Origin of the sequence: Curtobacterium sp. MCBD17_040 (genome assembly GCF_003234805.2) — a bacterium.
Classification (GTDB): Bacteria; Actinomycetota; Actinomycetes; order Actinomycetales; family Microbacteriaceae; genus Curtobacterium.
This window is the reverse complement of record NZ_CP126273.1, coordinates 1,654,226-1,673,711: the sequence shown is the minus strand read 5'-3', so window position 1 is coordinate 1,673,711 and position 19,486 is coordinate 1,654,226. Positions and strand designations below refer to the sequence as shown.

17 protein-coding genes are annotated in these 19,486 nt (G+C 74.1%); 6 read left to right on the top strand and 11 right to left on the bottom strand.

Annotated features, from left to right (window positions below; all coding sequences use genetic code 11):
- Position 1: 1 nt before the first annotated feature.
- The 8 genes from uraH to allB all read right to left on the bottom strand — a co-directional run bounded on the left by uraH (position 2) and on the right by allB (position 8,497).
- Positions 2 to 331 carry a hydroxyisourate hydrolase gene (uraH, locus tag DEI94_RS07920; protein WP_111008990.1) on the bottom strand — a complete coding sequence of 110 codons (330 nt, stop codon included), beginning with the start codon at positions 329 to 331 and terminating at the stop codon, positions 2 to 4.
- On the bottom strand, positions 328 to 822 hold the full coding sequence (gene uraD / locus DEI94_RS07915; protein ID WP_111009327.1) for a 2-oxo-4-hydroxy-4-carboxy-5-ureidoimidazoline decarboxylase: 495 nt from the start codon (positions 820 to 822) through the stop codon (positions 328 to 330). The genes uraH and uraD overlap by 4 nt, the downstream gene beginning before the upstream one ends.
- On the bottom strand, positions 809 to 1,708 hold the full coding sequence (locus tag DEI94_RS07910) for a MurR/RpiR family transcriptional regulator (protein ID WP_111027777.1): 900 nt from the start codon (positions 1,706 to 1,708) through the stop codon (positions 809 to 811). The genes uraD and DEI94_RS07910 overlap by 14 nt, the downstream gene beginning before the upstream one ends.
- A complete protein-coding gene (locus tag DEI94_RS07905) occupies positions 1,705 to 2,982 on the bottom strand; it encodes a M20 family metallo-hydrolase (RefSeq protein WP_258378109.1) in 1,278 nt (425 codons plus the stop codon). Before DEI94_RS07905 ends, DEI94_RS07910 begins: the two co-directional genes overlap by 4 nt.
- Entirely contained in the window at positions 2,979 to 4,226 is a 1,248-nt protein-coding gene (locus DEI94_RS07900) for a pyridoxal-phosphate-dependent aminotransferase family protein (RefSeq protein ID WP_111027776.1), read from the bottom strand. Before DEI94_RS07900 ends, DEI94_RS07905 begins: the two co-directional genes overlap by 4 nt.
- A gap of 81 nt (positions 4,227 to 4,307) precedes the next feature.
- A complete protein-coding gene (locus tag DEI94_RS07895) occupies positions 4,308 to 5,954 on the bottom strand; it encodes an AtzH-like domain-containing protein (RefSeq protein ID WP_258378107.1) in 1,647 nt (548 codons plus the stop codon).
- The gene (locus DEI94_RS07890; RefSeq protein WP_502869674.1) at positions 5,944 to 7,128 is read right to left on the bottom strand and encodes an acetamidase/formamidase family protein; all 1,185 of its coding nucleotides are present in this window, start codon (positions 7,126 to 7,128) and stop codon (positions 5,944 to 5,946) included. Before DEI94_RS07890 ends, DEI94_RS07895 begins: the two co-directional genes overlap by 11 nt.
- A complete protein-coding gene (allB, locus tag DEI94_RS07885) occupies positions 7,121 to 8,497 on the bottom strand; it encodes an allantoinase AllB (protein WP_111027775.1) in 1,377 nt (458 codons plus the stop codon). Before allB ends, DEI94_RS07890 begins: the two co-directional genes overlap by 8 nt.
- Before the next feature lie 282 nt (positions 8,498 to 8,779).
- Here allB and DEI94_RS07880 point away from each other — a divergent pair, with 282 nt between their 5' ends.
- A complete protein-coding gene (locus DEI94_RS07880) occupies positions 8,780 to 9,658 on the top strand; it encodes an FAD binding domain-containing protein (RefSeq protein ID WP_111027774.1) in 879 nt (292 codons plus the stop codon).
- Entirely contained in the window at positions 9,655 to 12,441 is a 2,787-nt protein-coding gene (locus DEI94_RS07875) for a molybdopterin-dependent oxidoreductase (RefSeq protein WP_111027773.1), read from the top strand. Before DEI94_RS07880 ends, DEI94_RS07875 begins: the two co-directional genes overlap by 4 nt.
- A 49-nt stretch (positions 12,442 to 12,490) precedes the next feature.
- Here the strand turns inward: DEI94_RS07875 and DEI94_RS07870 are convergent, their stop codons facing one another.
- Positions 12,491 to 13,294 (bottom strand): ferritin family protein, encoded by an 804-nt coding sequence (locus DEI94_RS07870; RefSeq protein WP_111027772.1) that lies wholly within the window; start codon positions 13,292 to 13,294, stop codon positions 12,491 to 12,493.
- 490 nt (positions 13,295 to 13,784) lie between these two features.
- On the opposite strand from DEI94_RS07870, the gene DEI94_RS07865 reads away from it, so the two are divergent.
- Positions 13,785 to 14,789, top strand: a complete 1,005-nt coding sequence (locus DEI94_RS07865; protein ID WP_111027771.1) for a hypothetical protein — start codon at positions 13,785 to 13,787, stop codon at positions 14,787 to 14,789.
- Here DEI94_RS07865 and DEI94_RS07860 read toward each other — a convergent pair.
- Positions 14,683 to 15,237, bottom strand: a complete 555-nt coding sequence (locus DEI94_RS07860; protein ID WP_111027770.1) for a P-loop NTPase family protein — start codon at positions 15,235 to 15,237, stop codon at positions 14,683 to 14,685. The genes DEI94_RS07865 and DEI94_RS07860 overlap by 107 nt on opposite strands.
- Positions 15,238 to 15,366: 129 nt before the next feature.
- Between DEI94_RS07860 and DEI94_RS07855 the strand changes: the two genes are divergently transcribed.
- Together DEI94_RS07855 and DEI94_RS07850 are read left to right on the top strand one after the other, a co-directional pair.
- On the top strand, positions 15,367 to 15,813 hold the full coding sequence (locus DEI94_RS07855; RefSeq protein WP_111008981.1) for a hypothetical protein: 447 nt from the start codon (positions 15,367 to 15,369) through the stop codon (positions 15,811 to 15,813).
- 293 nt (positions 15,814 to 16,106) lie between these two features.
- Positions 16,107 to 16,559, top strand: coding sequence for a hypothetical protein (locus DEI94_RS07850; protein WP_111027769.1), 453 nt, complete (start codon positions 16,107 to 16,109; stop codon positions 16,557 to 16,559).
- 27 nt (positions 16,560 to 16,586) lie between these two features.
- On the opposite strand, the gene DEI94_RS07845 is transcribed toward DEI94_RS07850, so the two are convergent.
- Positions 16,587 to 17,888: an amidohydrolase family protein gene (locus DEI94_RS07845; RefSeq protein WP_111027768.1), complete on the bottom strand. Its 1,302-nt coding sequence runs from the start codon at positions 17,886 to 17,888 to the stop codon at positions 16,587 to 16,589.
- A gap of 133 nt (positions 17,889 to 18,021) precedes the next feature.
- On the opposite strand from DEI94_RS07845, the gene DEI94_RS07840 reads away from it, so the two are divergent.
- Positions 18,022 to 19,455 carry an amidohydrolase family protein gene (locus tag DEI94_RS07840; protein ID WP_111027767.1) on the top strand — a complete coding sequence of 478 codons (1,434 nt, stop codon included), beginning with the start codon at positions 18,022 to 18,024 and terminating at the stop codon, positions 19,453 to 19,455.
- The last annotated feature ends 31 nt before the right edge of the window (positions 19,456 to 19,486 follow it).

Here is a 19,486-nt window from a genome sequence, read left to right as displayed (position 1 = left end):
GTCAGCTCCCTCGGTAGGTGGAGTAGGCGAACGGACTGATGAGCAGGGGCACGTGGTAGTGGCCCGCCGGGGGTTCGGGCACGACGAAGGTGACGTCGACGCGCGGGTGGAATACGGGGAGCCCGAGCCGCGCCCAGTGCTCCCCCGTGGCGAACGTCAGCGTCCACGCGCCGGGCGGCAGGAGGTCCGGGCCGAGGTCCCCGACCCGGCCGTCCTCGTCCGTGGTGCCGACCGCGACCACGGAGCCGGCGGCGTCGGTGAGCGTGACGGCGATGCCCGCCGCGGGCCTCCCGTGCGTCGTGTCGAGGACGTGGGTGGTCACGTGGCTCATGCGACGCTCCGTTCGAGCCGGAGCAGGGCGATCGCGCGGAGCTGCTCCGCGACCTCGGCCCGCTCGGTGTCGTCGTCGTCGTCGAGTCGCCGTCGGAGCTCGGCGAGGATCTCCGGACCCGTCCTGCCGGCGGCACGGATGAGGAACACCCGGCCGAACCGCGCCTCGTACGCGACGTTGCCCTCGCGGATCGCGGCCGCGGTCGTGGCGTCCGTGTCGGCGGAGGCGGCCTGCTCGGTCCGCGACGCCGCGGCGCTCGCGCCGGTGCCGGTCGCCCGGTCGCCGATGCGGGGGTGGTCGGCCAACGCGGCCTCGACCTCGTCGTCGGTCCAGCCGGCCGCGAGGTCGCCGGCGTGCTGCGCGAGCGCGGCGGTCGTCGCGTACGGACGGGCGGACACGACCGCGTCCACCCAGCGCGGGACGTCGGCCCAGCTCCGGACGAGCGCCGCCGCAGCGTCTGGATCGAGTGCGTCGAACTCAGTCACGTCCATGGCGGTCCTCCCCCGGGTGCCGCTGCGGGCCTCCCGGTCGTCCTGTGGGGCGCCGACGGTCGCCCTCGTCGAGTTCGCCGAGCGCGGCGTAGGAGCTGGCGATGGCGGCGACGCGGTCGCGTCCCGCCGGGCCGCTCGCGTCGTACACGTCGTTCGCGATGGCCGCGACGACCGCCGCCATCGCGGCGAGGCTGTCGAAGGCGGACGGCGAGTCGACCGGACACAGCACGAGGGTGCGTGCGGACGCTGCGAGCACCGCCGCGGTCGGGTCGGCGATGACGACGACGTCGGCACCGTTCGCGACGCACTGCTCGACGAGCGCGCCGACCACCGCGGCGTGCCGACGCACGGTCACGACCACCACGAGGTCCTCGGCCCCGACGTCGGCGACGTCCTCGCCGACGCTCTGGCCCGCGGAGGGAGCGAGTCGCACGTCGGCGCGGACCTGGGCGAGCTGGGCGCGCAGTTGGAGCGCGATCGGATGGGCGTTGCGGACCCCGACCACGGTGACGCGTCGGGCGTGCACGATGCGGCGCGCGAGTCCCGCCCGGTCGGCCCGGCCGAGGGAGGCGAACGCGGCGTCGAGGTTCCGGCGTTCGACCTCGCGCGCGTCGACGTGCGCGGCGTCCTCGGCGGACCAGGGCAGACCGGCACCGCGGGCGGCCATGAGTGCCTCGCGGACGTCGGCGGCGTCGCGGTAGCCGAGCGCGCGGACCAGCCGGCTGACGGTCGCTTTCGACGTGCCGGCCTCGGCCGCGGTCTCCGCCGAGGTGCGGAGGACGAGGAGCTCGGGGTCGTCCCGGACCACGGCCGCGACCCGTCGTTCGGCCGGGGTGAGGTCGTCCCAGACCCGGGCGATCCGACTCCGGAGGTCCGGCGCCGTCACGGGCCGACCTCCGCCGCCGCCAGCGCCTCGACCGCGGCGACGAGCGCGTCGAGCCCGAGGGCGATGTCCGCCACCGACACGAACTCGTCGGGGTGGTGGCTGATGCCGTCCGGATTCCGGAGGAACAGCATCGCGACGTCGGTCACGAGGCCGAGCGACATCGCGTCGTGGCCCGCCTTCGAGAACAGCTCCGGTGGGGTCGGTTCGCCGGTCGCCCGGATGCCCGTCCGGACGGCGTCCATGAGCCGCGGTGCGCAGAACACGGCGGGCGCGGCGTGCACCTCGGTCGGCGTGATCGTCAGGCCGCGGCGGTCCGCGATCCGGTCGAACTCCGCGACCAGGGCGTCCCACACGCGGTCCCGCCCGCCGTCGAACTCGCCCCGGAGGTCGACGGAGAGCCGCGCGTGCCCGGGGATGACGTTCACCGCGCCGGGTTCGACCGTCATGGTGCCGACGGTACCGATGTGCTGCTCGGCCACGCAGGTCCGTTCGACCGCGAGGGCCACCTCGGCCGCGCCGAGCAGCGCGTCGTGGCGCATCTCGTACGGTGTCCCGCCCGCGTGCCGGGCCTCCCCGACGACCTCGACGCTGAACCGTCGCGCAGCCGCGATGCTCGTGACGACACCGAGTGCCTGCCCGGACCGGTCGAGGAACGGGCCCTGCTCGATGTGGGCCTCGAGGTACCCGGCGAGCGATCCGGCGTCGACGGCGGCCTCCCCGACCCGGGCGGGGTCGAGCCCGAACGCGGTGAACGCGTCGCGCAGCGTCGTGCCGTCTCCGTCGACGAGGTCCCACCACGCGTCGTTCCACACGCCGGCGACCGCGGAGGAACCGAGGAGTGCTTTGCCGAAGCGGGTGCCCTCCTCGTCGGAGAACGCGACGACCTGGATCGCGAACGGCAGGTCGTGGACGCGGCCACCGAGCAGCTCGACGAGCGCGATGCCCATGAGCACGCCGACGATGCCGTCGTACCGGCCGGCGTCCACCACGGTGTCGAGGTGCGAGCCGACGAGGAGCACCGGTCGGGGGTCTCCGTCGGCGCCGAGCGCCGCCACCCGTCCGTGCAGGTTGCCCGCGGCGTCCTGCCACGTCCGCAGCCCCGCCTGCTCCATCCACCCGGCCGCGATCGTGTTCGCCCGCGCGTGCTCGGCGGACAGGTACACGCGGCGGATGCCGCCCTCCATCGAGGTCACGGCGGCGAGCTCGTCGCAGCGGTCGGCGATCGTCGCGGCCCGTGCCGCCGACGGACGGGAGGCGCGGGTCGGCTCCGTCACCGTGCCTCCCGGTCCGCGGTCGGCGTCGCGCGCTCGCCCGCGTAGACGTCGAGCGCGGCGTCCACGCCGCCCCCCTGCGGAACCGCGACGCCCGCACGACGGAGGCACTGCTCGAGCGCGGCGAGGGTCGTCACGACGGCGTCCTTCCGGGCGTTCACCCCCATCGTGCCGATCCGCCAGACGCGACCGTGCAACGGCCCGAACGAGGTGCCGATCTCGATGCCGTGGTCCTCGAGCATGGCGGAGCGGAGCCGGTCGCCGACGACGCCCTCGGGGATCTCGACCGCGACGACGTTGTGCATCTTGTGGGCGACGTCGCCGAACACCCTGAGGCCGAGCGCGCGGACCCCCTCGAGCATCGCGGCGCCGGCCAGGGCGTGCCGGGTGGCGAAGGCATCGCGCCCCTCGTCGAGGAGCACGCGGGCGCACTCGCGCGCGGCGTAGAGCATGCTCGTGGCCTCGGTGTGGTGGTTGAGGCGTCGCGGCCCCCAGTAGTCGAGGACCATGCCGAGGTCGAAGTAGTTCGACCGGATCGGGTCGTCCTGCACGTCGTCGCCCGGCTCGCGGATGCCGGCCTCGACCGAGTGCCGTGACCGCACGACCGCGACGGCGGCGTCGGACAGGCTGAGCGGCGCACTGCCCGAGGGACCGGACAGGCATTTCTGCAGGCCCGCGGTGACCGCGTCGATCCCCCAGGCGTCCATCTCGAACGCGTTGCCGCCGAGGCTCGCCGTGGCGTCCGTGTAGAGGAGGACGCCGTGCCGGGCGCAGATCGCGCCGAGCTCGTCGAGCGGTTGGTTCATCGTCGTCGACGTGTCGCCCTGCACGATCGCCAGGACCGTGGGCCGGGTCGCGATGATCGCCTCCTCGATCACGGACGGCGGGAACACCTGGCCCCAGTCGGTCGTGATCGTGTGCACCTCGGCCTGCGCGCGGGTGGCGATCTCGACGAGCAGGTGGCCGAAGCGCCCGAACACGGGCACGAGCACCCGGTCACCCGGCGCCAGCAGGGACACGAGCGCGGCCTCGATCCCGGCGCGCGAGGTGCCGTCGACGAGCACCGTGGCGTCGTTGTCGGTGCCGAACACCTGGCGGTACAGGCCCTGCGTCTCGGTCATCGTCGCGGTCATCCACGGGTCGTACTGCCCGACGAGCGGGGTCGACATCGCCCGGAGCACGCGCGGGTCCGCGTTGACCGGGCCGGGACCCATGAGGAGTCGTGCGGGCGGGTCGACTGGCTGCATACGTGTTCCTTCCGTTCCACGGTCGACGCTACTGGGCCGGTCGTTTCAGGCGTGTAACAGGTGCCGCCACTCGGTTGCCGCTCAGCGCCGCGGCGTGCCGAGCGACACGGCGAGGTCGATCAGCGCCACGTCGCGTCCCGGTGGGCCGACGAGGCAGACGCCCACGGGTGCGCCGTCGACCATGAGGAACGGTGCGGACACCGCGGGCAGACCGCCCACCCCGGCCACGGCCGTCATGCGGAGCGTCGCGGTACGGACCACCTGGACGTCCGCCGCGTCGGCCGTGCGCAGCGGCGCGGGGCCGGGCACGGTCGGGAGGCACAGGACCCGTCCGTCGAGCGCGGTCCGGACCGCGGTGCGGAGCTCGGCGAGTCGGCGGCGGGCCGTGGCCTCGGCCGCGGCGTCCACGGCGGCGGCCGCGTCGAAGCGGGCGAGCACGTCCACGCCGAGGGCGTCGCGGTGCGCGGTCACCCAGGTGCCGTCGTTCCGCCACGCCTCGGCGGCCTGGACGACGCGGAGGGTCTCGGCGAGCTCGTCGAGCGGCGGCAGCGCGACCTCGTCGGGCTCGAGCCGGGCCGCCGCGAGCCACCGCCGGAAGGCAGCGCCGGTCGCGGGCTGGACCGCGTCGAGGAGCGCTCGGGACACGACCAGGTCGGCGGCGTCGAGGGGCGCGTCGGCGGCGTCTCGGTCCGGCGGCGCATCGGCGGGGCCGGATGCACCGGACGCGACCGCGGCGGCGCGGACGGTCGCGGCGTCCCGGGCCAGCCACCCGATCGTGTCGAACGACTGCGCGAGCGGGAGCAGTCCCTCCCGGTCCACCAGACCGTGCGTCGTCCGGAGCCCCCAGAGCCCCTGGTACGAGGCGGGGACGCGGACGCTCCCGGCCGTGTCGGTGCCGAGCGCCAGATCCGCCTGGCCGAGCGCGACGGCAGCCGCCGGGCCGGAGGTCGAACCGCCCGGCATGCGGTCCGGCGCCGCGCCGTTCGGCGGGGTGCCCGTGTGCGCGTTGCGGCCCGCGATGCTGTAGGCGAACTCGTCGGTCCGGGCGATGCCGGTGATCGAGGCGCCCGCGTCGAGGAGGGCACGGACGGCCGGAGCGTGGGTGGTCGCCGGCAGGGCCTCGCGCTCCCACACCGGGTTCCCCGCACCGACGACCTGCCCGCGGACGGCGAACAGGTCCTTGACCGCGACCCGGACGCCGGCGAGCGGGAGCGCGGTACCGGCGAGCGGGAGCGCTGGGTCCCGTGCTCCTCGGTCCGGCGCCGGCACCGACGCGCCGGGCACCAGGGGGTCGCCGACGACGCGCCAGATCGTCCGGTCGAACGCGGGTGCCCGGCTGGTCACGTGCGCGGCGGCGATGCGCCAGGAGCCCTCCGTGCGGCGCCAGAGCTGCGTCTGGATGCCCGGGCCACCGGTGTGGACGTGCGACTCGGCCACCACCAGCACGACGTCGTCGGTGAGCGGTCGCAGCTCGGTCCGCCCGATGCTCCGCCCGGGCACACCGCCACGCGCCGAGCGGAAGGCGCTGATCCGGTCGTGTCCGACGAGCAGCCCGGCCGCGTCGGCGCGGAGGGTCTCCGGCCCCGGCTCGAAGAGCGCGTCGAGGACCGCGACGTCGTCGGCGAGCAGCGCCGCCTCGTAGCGGTCGAACGCCGCGTGCAGGCCCTCGGGCCAGCTCGGTCCGGCCACCGTCGCGCGCGGGTCGACCCCGCCGACCTCACCGGTCACGGGGCACCGCCGGACGGGGCACCGCGGCACGGGGTACCGCGGCGAAGTCGGCCACGCGGATCGTTGCGTGCACCCCGCACACGAGGTCGACGACCTGCGACACGCGGAAGTCGGTCGCGGCGCTGAGGTACGCGTACGCGATGTGCTCGTCGACACCCCACCGGGCACGGACGAGCGTGATCGCCTGGCGGACGCACCGCCGGACGGCCTCGTCGAGGTCGGCGTCGAGGCCGGTGGGCACGAGGTACTCCGCGGTCTCGCCGAGCGGTCCGGCGAGCTCACCGAACTCCTGCAGTGCGCGTTCCCGCGGCACGACGTCGACCCGGAACGTGGCGCGGAGCGAGGCCTCCATGGCGGTGAGCGCGACCTCGCCGTCCCCCTGCGCGAAGTGCGGGTCGCCGACGTACACCCCGGCGCCCGGGACCTGCACGGGCAGGTGCAGCGTCGTCCCGGCGGTGAGCAGCGCGATGTCGAGGTTGCCGCCGTGCGGGCCGGGCGGCACCGAGTGCGGGCGGAGGTCGTCGGACACCTGGACGCCGACGATGCCGAGGAACGGCCGGAGCGGGAACGTCACGAGGCGCGGGCCGTCCTCGGCGACCGGCAGACGGCCGTGCAGCTCGCCGTCGCGCTCGACCACGTCCGCGAACACGCTCACGGGCAGTTCGCCGCGCGGCATCTCGCCCGGGAGCGCCCCGCGGCCGTGCCGGTTCGACACGATCCCGTACGGCACGCGCGGCAGCGCCTCGAGCAGCGTCATCGACACGAGGTCGCCGGGCTCCGCGCCCGCGACGGCGACCGGCCGCGAGACCACGTGCGGCCCGTCGACCGGGTCGCGACGGAGCTCCTCGGTGATCGCGACGGCGTCGTCGAGCACGAACTCCCGCGGGACGCCGTGCCGGGCGAAGAACGCCACCGGATCGCCGCCCTGGTCCGCGAGGATCCCCTCGTGGCTCACGGTGTCGAACGTCACGGTGTCGCCGGGCTGCACGGTCGTGACCGGCCGGTCGTCACGTGCCGGGAGGCGCCCCCACAGCACATCGCCCGGTCGCGCTTCGACGAGGTGGTCGCCCCGCACCGGTCCGGTCCCGGGTTGCAGGACGCCGTCCGGGAGGACCGTCCCCCACTCCGTCACGTCCGCCCGCTTCACGGCGCGTCCCCCCTGCCGCTCAGGCACGGCGGAGCAGCCGTCCTGCGACCGCGGTCACGCCCCGGTCGGCGGTCGCGACCTGCGCGCCGTGCAGCCACGTGCGCGTGACGCGGCCACGGAGGGTCCGTCCGTCGTAGGCCGAGATCGGGTTGCGGTGCTCGAGCGCCTCGACGTGCACGGTGTCCTCGGCGTCGGGGTCGAACTCGACGAGGTGCGCGACGGCGCCGGGCGCGATCGCCGCACGGTCGGTCATGCCGACGAGGGCGGCCGGCCCGGTGGTGAACGCGGGCACGATCCGCTCCAGCGGCACACCCCGCCGGGCCGCTTCGGTCCACGTCGCGCGGAACCCGACCTGGAGGCCCGCGATGCCACCCCAGGCGAGGCCGAAGTCGCCGCCGCTCCCCCGCTTGAGGTCGACCGTCGACGGCGAGTGGTCGGTGACGACCATGTGGATCGTGCCGTCGAGCAGTCCGGCCCACAGGGCGTCCTGGTTGCCCGCCTCGCGGATCGGCGGGCAGCACTTGAACTCGGTCGCGCCGTCCGGCACGGACTCCGCGTCGATCGTCAGGTAGTGGGGGCAGGTCTCGACCGTGATCGGCAGCCCCTCGTCCTTCGCGGCACGGAGCATCGGCAGCGCCCCGGCGTCGGACAGGTGCAGGACGTGCGCCCGTGCCCCGGTCGCGCGGACGCCGTCGATCACCCGGGCGATCGCGTCCTCCTCGGCGGCCGGTGGACGCGACGCCAGGAACGCGCCGTATCCCGTGCCGAGGGCTCCGCCGTCCGCGAGGTGCGCGGGGTCCTCGGCGTGCACGATGAGCACGCCGTCGAACGCGGCGACCTCCGCCAGTGCACGCCGGAGCTGGTCGGCGTCGAGGTGGCCGAACTCGTCGACGCCCGAGGGTGCCAGGAAGCTCTTGAAGCCGTACACGCCGGCGTCCCACACGGGCCGGAGCGCACCGAGGTTCTCGGGGACGGCGCCGCCCCAGAACCCGACGTCCACCGCGACCCGACCCTCGGCCCGCTCCCGCTTGACGGCGAGTGCGTCGACGGTGGTGGTCGGGGGCACCGAGTTGAGCGGCATGTCGACGATGGTCGTGACCCCGCCGAGCGCCGCGGCCCGGGTCGCCGACGCGAAGCCCTCCCACTCCGTCCGGCCCGGCTCGTTCACGTGCACGTGCGTGTCGACGAGCCCCGGGAGCAGCACGCGGCCGGCCGGGAGCTCGACGACCGGCACCTCCACCGGTGCGTCGAGGGGCAGCACGGCGTCGACGAGGCCGTCCCGCACGAGGACCGTGGCCGGACGGAACGCGCCGTCCGTCCAGACGCGGTGGCCGCGGACGGCGACCGGCGCGGTCGCGTGCACCGTGCCTCCCGGATCGGTTCGCTGAGGCTGCATGTCGGGAGGATCGCACAGCCGTGTTTCCGGCATGTCTCGGCGGGTGGGCCGACACCCCGCCAGCCGTAACCGGGCGGAAACACGCCGACCCCTCGGCCGAAACACGCCGACCGTAGCGTCGCTGCACACGAGGTCCGGCGGCGAGCCCGGATCCGGGACGGGAGGTCGCCATGGTCACGCACCGACGACCGCTCGCGGCGTGGAACCGGGGCATGATCGCGCACGGCCGAGGTCCGGTCGTCCCGCGCGTCCCCGTCCCCCTCCCGCAGATCGGATCCGTCCATGGACCTCGTCACCGTCCGCACCGTGCGGACACCCAGACACCGCGACGACCTCGCCCTCGCACCCGGTGAGCGACCGCTCGGCGGCGGCACCTGGCTCCACTCCGAGGAGCAGCCGGGCCTGACCGGGCTCGTCGACCTCACGACGCTCGGGTGGCCCGACGTGAAACGCACGAGTGAGACGCTCACGATCGCCGCGACCTGCACGATCGCCACCCTCGTCCGCACCGCCCCCGACCCGGACTGGACCGCGTGGCCGCTCGTCGGTCGGTGCGCGAACGCGCTCCTGGCCTCGTTCAAGATCTGGAACGCGGCGACGGTCGGCGGCAACGTCGCGGTCGGGCTCCCCGCGGGAGCGATGATCGCACTCCTCGCGACGCTCGACGCGACGGCCGTCGTGTGGACCCCCGACGGGGCCGAGCGCCGGACGGCCGTCGAGCACCTCGTGCAGGGCGTGCGGACGCTCGACCTGCGGGACGGCGAGGTGCTGCGGGCGTTCGAGGTCCCGGTCGCCGCGCTCCGCCACGAGACCGGGTACCGACGGGTGTCGCTCAGCCCGCACGGTCGGTCGGGGGCGCTCGTCACCGCGCGCTGGGGGCGTCCGGGTCGGTCGGGCCCGCCCGGGTCCTCCGGCGTCCCCGGCGGCTTCACGCTCGTCGTCACCGCCGCGACACCGCGCCCGGCCGTGCTCCGGTTCGCCGCGGTCCCATCGCACGACGCGCTGGCCGCCGTGCTCGCCGACGTCACCGACTGGTACGACGACCCACACGGGAGCCCCGCGTGGCGCCGCGCGGTCAGCGTGCGGTTCGCACACGAACTCCGGGACGAGGCCGCCGCGTCGGTCGGCGGCCCCACCGGCCGGACCGAGGAGGCGTCGTGAGGCTCCACGTGGACGGCGCCGAGCTCGAGGTCGCCCCGCAGCCCGGTCAGGTCCTCCGGACCCTGCTCCGCGAGCACGGCGTGACGGCCGTCAAGAAGGGCTGCGACTCCGGCGACTGCGGTGCCTGCTCCGTCCTCGTCGACGGCACACCCGTGCACGCGTGCATCACGCCGGCCCATCGGCTCGACGGTGCGACCGTCACCACCGCGGCGGGGCTCGGGACGCCGGAGGACCCGCACCCCGTGCAGCGTGCCTTCGCCGACGCGGCCGCGTTCCAGTGCGGGTTCTGCACCGCCGGGTTCGTCGTCACCGCGTCGACCCTGACCGAGGACGACCACGCCGACCTGCACCGGAAGCTCAAGGGCAACCTCTGCCGCTGCACCGGCTACCGGGCGATCGAGGACGCGCTCGCCGGTGTGCGGAACACCTGCACGCCGACCACCGGCGACGCCGTCGGCACCTCGGTGGCCGCCCCGGCGGCGATGCGCATCGTGACGGGCCGCGAGGAGTACACGCTCGACGTCCGGAAGACCGAGGCGCTCCTGCACGTCGCGGTGCTCGGCAGCCCCCGCCCCCACGCACGCATCACCGCGATCGACGTCACGGACGCGGAGGCCCTGCCCGGCGTCCACGCGGTCCTCACCCACCACGACGACCCCGGTGTCCTGTTCTCCACCGGACGCCACGAGTCGCGGCTCGACGACCCCGACGACACCCGCGTGTTCGACCGCGTGCTGCGGTTCCGCGGGCAACGCGTCGCGGCCGTCGTGGCGGACAGCGTGCGCATCGCCGAACAGGCGTGCGAGCACATCCGCGTCGAGTACGAGGTGCTGCCGAGCGTGCACGACCCCGACGCCGCCCGCGCTCCGGGCGCGCCGCTCCTGCACGGCGACAAGACCACGGACGAGCACCGGATCGCGGAGCCGGGTCGGAACGTCGTCGCCGCGTTCCACGACGAGACCGGGGACGTCGAGGCCGCGCTGGCCGCGTCGGCAGCGACCGTCGAGGGCGAGTGGACCACCGGCCGGGTCTCGCACGCAGCGCTCGAGACCCACGCGACCCGCGGGTGGTTCGACGACGACGGCCGACTCGTGCTCCGGACCTCGACGCAGGTGCCGTTCCTGGTCCGGGACGAGATCGCCCGCGTGTTCGGACTCGACCCCGAGCGGGTGCGGGTGCTCGCCAAGCGGGTGGGCGGCGGGTTCGGCGGCAAGCAGGAGATGTTGACCGAGGACCTCGTGACGCTCGCCGTCCTCCGGACCGGTCGGACCGTGCAGTACGAGTACGCGCGACGCGACGAGTTCACGATCGCCCCGACGCGGCACCCGATGCGCGTGCGGGTCCGACTCGGTGCGACCGCTGACGGGGTCCTCACGGCCCTCCATGTCGACGAGACCATGGACACCGGTGCCTACGGCAACCACGGCATCGGCGTCATGTTCCACTCGGTGAGCGAGTCCGTCGCCGTGTACCGGTGCGCGGCCAAGCGCGTCGACGCCGAGTCCGTCTACACGAACAACCTGCCCGGCGGGGCGTTCCGCGGATACGGACTCGGGCAGGTCGTGTTCGCGATCGAGTCCGCCATGGACGAACTCGCGCGCCGCCTCGGCATCGACCCGTTCACGATGCGCCGCAGGAACGTCATCGTGCCGGGTGATCCGCTCGTCGTCACCGACCCCGACGAGGAGTCCGACCTGCACTTCGACGGCAGCTACGGACTCGACCAGTGCATCGACCTGGTCGAGGACGCCCTGCGGACCGGACCCGACACCGCCGCGCGGGATGCCCTCGTGCCGCGGATGGACGGCCCCGCGCTCGACCCCGCGTCCGGCGACTGGGCGTTCGGATCGGGCATGGCGCTGGCGGCGATCGCGACCCTGCCCCCGCGCGGCCACCACGCCCACGCCACCGTGGCGCTGACGCCCGAGGGGCGCTACCGGATCGGCGTCGGGACGGCCGAGTTCGGCAACGGCACGACGACCGTGCACGCGCAGCTCGTCGCAACGGCCCTCGGCACCACCCCCGATCGCGTCGACATCCACCAGTCGGACACCGACGCCGCCCGGCACGACACGGGTGCGTTCGGCTCGGCCGGGGTCGTCGTCGCGGGCAAGGCCCTGTACGCGGCCGCCCTCGACCTGCGCGAGGCGATGACGGCCCGGGCCCTCGACGTCGTCGCAGCGCGGACTCCGCGGACGGCGTCGGGCATCCTCGGGCCGAGCGTGTCCGTCGAACCGGACGGCGTCCGGATCGGGCACGAGTTCGTGTCCGCCGCGGAGCTCCTCGCCGACGGTCCCCTCGTCGCGCACGGCCACCACGACGGCACGCCGCGATCCGTGGCGTTCACGGTGCACGGGATCCGCGTCGCGGTGCATGGACCGACGGGTGAGGTCCGGATCCTGCAGAGCGTCCAGGCGGTCGACGCGGGCACCGTGATGAACCCCGAACAGCTCCGCGGCCAGGTCGAGGGCGGCACCGCGCAGGCGATCGGCTCGTCGCTGTACGAAGAGGTCGTGCTCGATGACACCGGCCGCGTCACGACCGACAGCTTCCGGAACTACCGGGTCCCGAAGATCTCCGACGTGCCGCGGACCGAGGTGGTGTTCGCCGTCACGCACGACCCCCTCGGGCCCCTCGGCGCCAAGTCCATGAGCGAGGCACCCTACAACCCCGTCGCGCCGGCCGTGGCGAACGCGGTCCGCGACGCGATCGGCGTCCGTCCCCACCGCCTCCCGATGACCCGGGACCGGGTCTGGGCGCTCGCGAACGGGGAGGCGGGCTGAGCGGGGTGGTCGGCACCGCATCGCGGGTGCGCCTGACGGTGCGCGCGGGTCAGCTCGCCGCGTCGATCGCCACCTCGGGGCCGAGCAGGTGCGGACGGTCGTCCGGTTCCGACGGTTCGCGGGAGTGCCCGCCCCAGAGCGCTGACCGCGCGACGGAACGGAACCGCCGGAGTGCTCGACCCCAGTAGCCGAGCGGTCGCCGTCCGCATGCACGGAGCGCCTCGGCGTGGTCGACGCACAACACCGTCGCAGCTCCGACGGCGACGACCCACCACGCGACCCCGACGGCGGCCCTCGTGAGGTCGGAGGCGTCGGCGAACCCGGCTCGGAGTCCGTCGACCTGGAACCGGAGGTGCTCGCGTTCGTCCGTCCGGATGCGCTCGCCGATCCCGCGCAGGATCGGATCGGGAGCGTGGTCCGCGAGCGCTTCGAAGTACTCGACGGACACCGCTTCGGCGATCATGAACAGCGCGATCTCGGTGCGCAGCCCGAGCAGACGTCGCAGTCGGGTGAACGCCGAGTCGGACCAGTGCCTCCGGAGCGAGGGTGCGCCCATCCGGCGGAGGCCCACGCCGAACAGCGCGGAGTGCTTCTGCTCCTCCGACACGAGCAGCTCCAGGGCCCGCGTGTACACCGGGTCGCCGGCCGCCCTCGCCTTGGACAGCAGCCGGACCCCGTCGCCGCCCTCACCGAGCTCGAGCCGTTGGAACGACCGCACCAACCCACGCCGCTGCCGGTCGCTCAGCACGACGGGAGCCGACCGGTCCCAGTCCCGTTCGAGTCGCTGCTGTCGCGCGGTGTTCGCCTCGAAGTACGCGACCCAGGGGTCGAACCCCGACGACTGCGCGTCCACCAGCGCTGTTCGTGCAGGGTGCTCGGTGCCTGCTGCGGTCCATGTCGTCCCCGCCGCGCTCGACCTGTCGTCCATCACAACTCCCCTCCGTCGGACCGCTGCCGGTCCGCTCCGTCGACGCGCCTCGCTCCGGTGTCGGACCGGGCGCTGGTGGGACGATCGTCGTCGTCGGGGACCCCGCCGTCGTCAGCCGCCCGGACGAGGTGGCTCGGCCGGACGACCGAGTGGACGTCAGTCGACAGGCCTCCAGCACCACCGCCGCGTGCTCGCGGCCTCGGTACCGTCTCCACATGCCGTGCACGTTCATCACCCATCCAGAAGTGACGATCGAACCGATGGCGCGTGTCGAGGACTGGGGCCTCTCGGCAGCGGGACGGGCGCGCGCCGCCCATGCGGTGGAGGTCGTTCCGCGTCCTGCCCACCTCCGCGGCCCCACAGATCCACCGGGCGGAGGACGTCGCGCCGGCCACCGTCCCGCTAGCGTCCTCGGATGACCGTCGCACCGACCAGCCGGAGCCGCACGACCGCACTCGCCGTCGGTGCCGGATCCGCCGCGGTCGGGTTGCTGCCGTGGATCATCACCGGCATGCGGCTGCCGCTGCAGAACCTCTGGGCGTCCGACGTGACCTCGCCGCACCAGATGCCGATCGCGCTCCTGCCGTTCAGCCAGTACGACGTCGCGCTCATGGCGTCGATGCTCGTCGGGGGCGGCGCACTCGCCGGCGTGCTGTTCCGCGCCGTGCGCGTGCCACGGACGATCGGCACGGTGCTGGCCGCGCTGATCGGCGTGTTCGCGCTCGACCTCGTCGCGGTCGTCGAGTCGGCCGTCGTCACGGGGGTCGGACTCCGTCGTCCGACGGGGTACGTGGCGACGTTCGTCACCCCGGAGCAGGTCTACCTGTTCGGGTTGGTGGTCATCGCGCTGTCGGCGACCGTGGTCGCACTCGTCGCCTGTTCGCTCGTCGTCGCTGTTCCGGCCCCCGGGCCCGTGATCGGCATCGCGCTCGCCGCGGCGACGCTGACGGACTGGGCCGACGCACTCGTCGTCCGGCCGACCACGGCACCGCCGACCTGGTCCGCGGATCTGCTGTCCGTGTCCCACCTGCTGCCCGGGCTGGCCGTCGGTGTCGCGGTCGGCTCGTTCTGGCAGCGCCCGTTCGGTCGGCAGATCGTCGGGGCCGTCGTCGCGTTCGGGCTGGCGTGGATCGGACCGACCTCGATCGCGGCGCTGACCGGCGCGCTCGGGTCCCGCGCGCTGCTCACGGTGCCGAGCGAGTTCGCGGACTTCGCGGTCCTCCTGTTCACCACCGAGGCACGGTCGTGGCAGGTGTGGGGTGGGGTCCTGATCGGCGTCGTCGTCGCCGTCGCGCTCATCGTCGTGCGGTCCGTCAGAGCGCGAGCGACCGCAACCACGCGTCCGCCTGGCGCTGCGAGCGGAGACGGACGACACGGAGCTGCGGCCAGTCGCGCTCAGCGGCGACGACGTTCGCTCTGATCCGTGCGCGGCCCTTCCAGCCCCAGCGGATGATGTGCTCGGGGTTCCCGAAGAACGTCCGCAGCGGCGGTTCGACGTTGCCGTTCCAGAGCTCGACGCGTCGCACCGACCGTCGGATCGTCCGCAGCACGAGGCGGGACATGTGCAGGAGCACCGGGTAGTCGAGCGCGACGAGCGTGTCCGCACGCGAGACCACGAGGTCGCCGAGTTGCGACGTGTACGCCCACTCGGTGACCCACCTCGGTTCGCGCGTGAACGCGTCGACCGCCTCGACGAAGTCAGGTCGGGGCGTCCAGCCCGGACCGTGGAAGAGCGCGTCGACCTCGGTGTGCGGCAACCCGGCGACGCGTTCGATCTGCTGCGCGAAGGTGGTCTTGCCCGCGCCGGACGGCCCGGCGACCAGGACGCGCTGGGGCGGCGGGGTCAGGCGGTCGGAGGAGACGAGCACATCCCGACCCTAGACAAGGGCGCCGCTTCCTCGTCCTCGCGGATCTGGCGCCGTCTCCCGCCACCTCGCTGGTCGGGATGCCAGGATGACCTACGGCACGTCGCACCGGCGGCGGTCGGGAAGGCAACGATGTCGAAGCGGACGTACGCGCAGCACCTCCAGGCGATGATCGAGCGCGCCGGGTCCCTCACGGCGCAGGAGGCCGAGGCGCTCGGTCGCCTGTGGAAGGCCGACGAGGACATCGTGCTGCCCGAGCCGAGCTGGGCGTTCGAGATCCAGGGGGGCATCGACGTCCCCGTCGTCACGAACGTGCAGCTCGTCGCCGCCTGGGAGCACGCGCTCCACGCTGCGGGCACCGCGGGCCGAGTCGACGAGATCGAAGCCGCGCAGGACGCCGGCCGTGCGGCTGCACGCGACCTCCGTCACATCCACGACGACGAACTCGCCGAGGACGGCGCGCAGGAAGCCGTCCGTTCCGCGGTACTCGCGGCCGGCGTCCGCGACCTGATCCCGGACGACGAGTACCAGACGCTCACCACGGCATGGCGGCGCGTGCTCGGCGAGCTGCCCGCCTGAGCTGCTTCGCCACCAGTCAGCGGAGGGATGGTCATCGCAGGAGGGTCTCCGTCACCGCGGTGGCCACCGTCCGAGCCGTACGCGACACTCCAGCGTGATGACCCCTGCTCGGTCTGCCCGGGTCCGGACCGCCGCCACGCCGGTGCTGAAGGGTCGCCCCGACCTCCGCGGGTCGGCAGACTGACCCGGTGTCATCGCTCGGCCCTGGTCCGGCCCTGCATCGTCGGCACACGCGATCGGGCCGCCACTCCGGCGAGCTCTCCCGGCGTCCGCTCGTTCTCACGATCGCGGCGATGACCGTCTACACACTGCTCCTCGCGGCCGGCGTGTTCCTCGCTCTCACATCGGTGCAGGAGCACGCGGCACTCGATGAACCGGTTCACTGGGGCACGTATCGCGAGACGCTCTGGGAGTGCACGGTGGGTCGCGAAGGCAGGACCTGCACCTCGACCGGGACATGGACGAGCGACGACGGAGGCACGGTAGCGCACGACGTCGAGTTCGACGGGTTCGATGACGACGACGGGGCCCACCCCGGCGATGCCGTGCGCGCGGGCTACCGGACGTTCGACGCGGATGACGACGGCCTGCCTGCCACGGTCTGGGACGAAGAGGGGATCGACCAGACGTGGATTCCCCCAGCGGTGCTCGCGCTGGGGTTCCCAGCGTTCGCGGTGGTGCTCCCCGGTCAGTGGGGCGACCTCCAGCGCCTCGCGGAGCGCTGGCGCCGGCGATCTCATCGGTAGGCGCACCTGAGGCCGATGCCGCTCCGGTCAGGCGACCACCGCAGGCGTCCGAGCCAACCGCTCCCGCAGCCGGGCCGCCAGCTCGCGCTCGTCGGCGGCCACGAGCCTCCCGTCCCGGACGACGACGCGGCCGCCGACGACGACGTGCCGTGGACGGCGACCGGGTGACGCCCAGAGGAGGCCCGCGACCGGGTCGTCGACGCCGGCATCGGCGACGCCCGAGACGTCCCACACGCAGAGATCACCGGCGGTCCCGGCACCCAGGTGACCGAGTTCCGGCCGACCGAGACCGGCGGCGGACCCGGCGGTCGCCATCCCGAGCACCTGGCGGGCCGGGAGCTGCGGGCCGACGAGCGCGGACACCTGCATGGCCAGACGGGCGTCGGCGAGCAGGTGACCGGCGTCGTTGCTCCCACCACCGCTCGTCCCGAGTCCGACGGCGATGCCGGCGTCGGCGAGGCGGGCGACCGGTGCGATTCCCCAGCCCATCGGCACGTCGCAGCCCGGCGCGTGCGTCGCGGTGACACCGGCCCCGGCGAGTCGGGCGATCTCGTCGTCCGTGACGTCGCACAGATGCGCGATGGTGACGTCCGGTGCGAGCCAGCCCCACTCCTCCAGGAGGTCGATGGGGCGTCGGCCGTACCGCTCGAGCGCGATGGCGGTGTCCACCTGTTCGTTCGCCTGCGTCCGCCGCCGGAGGCGGTGGCGCGCGGCGACCTCACCGAGTGCCAGGAAGGTCTCGCGCCCGTCGGAGTGCACGCCCGCCGGCCCGACCGCGATCTGGAGGCGACCGTCCGGGTCGACGCCGCCCACGGCCTCCCGGTCGAGCAGGGCGCCGACGATCGCGTCGGCCGACGCCGCGGCCTGCTCCGGGTCGTCACGAGCGGAGCCGCGGACGAAGACGAGTCGGCCGCCGAGTGCGCGGACGGCGTCGGCCGTCGCCCGCGCGAGCGCGACGGTGTCGTCGGGGGTGGCGCCCGTGGGCCAGTTGAGGTGGTGGTCGGCGATGGTCGTCACGCCACTCAGGAGGCCCTCGGCGGCCCCCACGGTCGCCGCCAGTCCGTACAGCTCGGGGTCGTGCCCCGCTCGTCCGTAGGCGGCGGCCATCGCGGGGAGCCAGTCCGCCATCGGGACCCCACGCGTTCCGGGCAGGGTGCGGAACGCCGTCTGCAACAGATGGTGGTGTGCGTTCACGAGTCCGGGCGTGACGACGCAGCCCGTCGCGTCGAGGCTGGAGGACTCCGCGTGGCCATCCTCGAGGACGACGTCGCCGCCGCGCTCCGTGCCGGGATCGACGAGGACACGGACGGCGCCGGTGACGGTGAGCATGGGGCCGTTGTAGCAGCGCAGTGTTTCCGGGCGGTGGCGGTGTGTTTCGGCGCGATGACGCGGACCGGCACCGGGCGGTGCTCGTGATCGATCGGAAACATCCCCGGAACACGTCGCCCCTAGGGTCACAGGCATGGCCCAGACCCTGATCCGTGGCGGGTGGGTGCTCACCGGAGCGCCCGAGTCCGTCCCCGTCGCCGGTGTTCCCGCACACTCCGACGCCTCGCCGACGCCCGCCGCGATCCGTGACGGTGCCGTCCTCGTCGACGGCGATCGCATCGCGGCGGTCGGCACCTACGACGACCTGCGGGCGGCGAACCCACACGCGGTCGTCCGCGGCGGGGCGTACGACATCGTGACGCCCGGGTTCGTGAACACGCACGGGCACTTCAGCGAGGGGCTCATCACCGGCATCGGCTCGCAGTACACGCTGTGGGAGTGGCTGCAGGAACTCATCGCACCCGTCAACCCGGTCATGACGCGGGACAAGGCGTACGCGGGGACGATGCTCCAGGGCATCCAGATGCTCCGCAGCGGCGTGACGACGGCGAACGACATGTTCTGCTCGGACCCGATCCCGGGCGACCCCGCCACCCCGGGCGTCGTCCAGGCGCTCGACGAGCTGGGGCTCCGCGGCGTGCTCTCGTTCGGGTCCGGTGACGTCGACCGGGACTTCGGGCCCGCGCCGATCCTCGACGAACTCCGTGTGCTCGAGGAAGCCACCGCCGCGAGCCGGTACAGCTCGTTCCGCGTCGGGATCTCCTCCATCGGCCGCTACACGGACGCCGCGTGGGAGCAGCACATCGGGTACGCCGTGGACGGCGGCCACGGCATCCACATCCACATCCACGAGGTGCGCGAGGAGGTCACCGCGGCGCGACAGCGCACCGGCAAGACCGTCGTCGGGCACGCGGCGGCCACCGGCATGTTCGACGTCCCCGTGATCGCCGCGCACAGCGTGTGGGTGGACCGGGAGGACCGGCAGTTGTACGCGGAGCACGGCGTCGGCGTCGCACACAACCCGGTCGCGAACGGCATCCTGGCGAGCGGCATCGCGCCCGTCGCCGAACTCCGCGCCCTCGGCGTCCCGGTCGGCATCGGCGTGGACGGTCCCGCCTCGAACGACTCCCAGGACTTCCTGCAGGCGATGAAGACCGCCGCGCTGCTCGCCCGGATCCGCGATCTGCAGGCGACCGCGATGAGCGCCCGCGAAGCGTTCGAGATGGGCACCATCGGCGGCGCCCGGGCACTGCGGATGGACGGCGAGATCGGCTCGCTCGAGCCCGGCAAGCGCGCGGACGTCGTCGTGTTCGACGGCGACAGCCCGGCGCTGGCGAACGTGCACGACCCCTACCAGGCGGTCGTGTTCGTCGCCGGGAGCCGCGAGGTCAAGGACGTGTGGGTCGACGGCGAGCTGAGCCTCGCCGATGGCGAGGTCACGCGCGTCGATCCGGCCGAGGCCGTCGCGCGGGCTCGGCCGTTGGCGCAGCAGCTCGTCGCCGAGGCGGGGTTGTCCCGGCTGTCCGCGCTCGGCGGGGCCCCGCTCGAGGGCACGGAGCGGCCCTGAATCGGGAGGCCCGTGGGCACGGGTCCGCAGG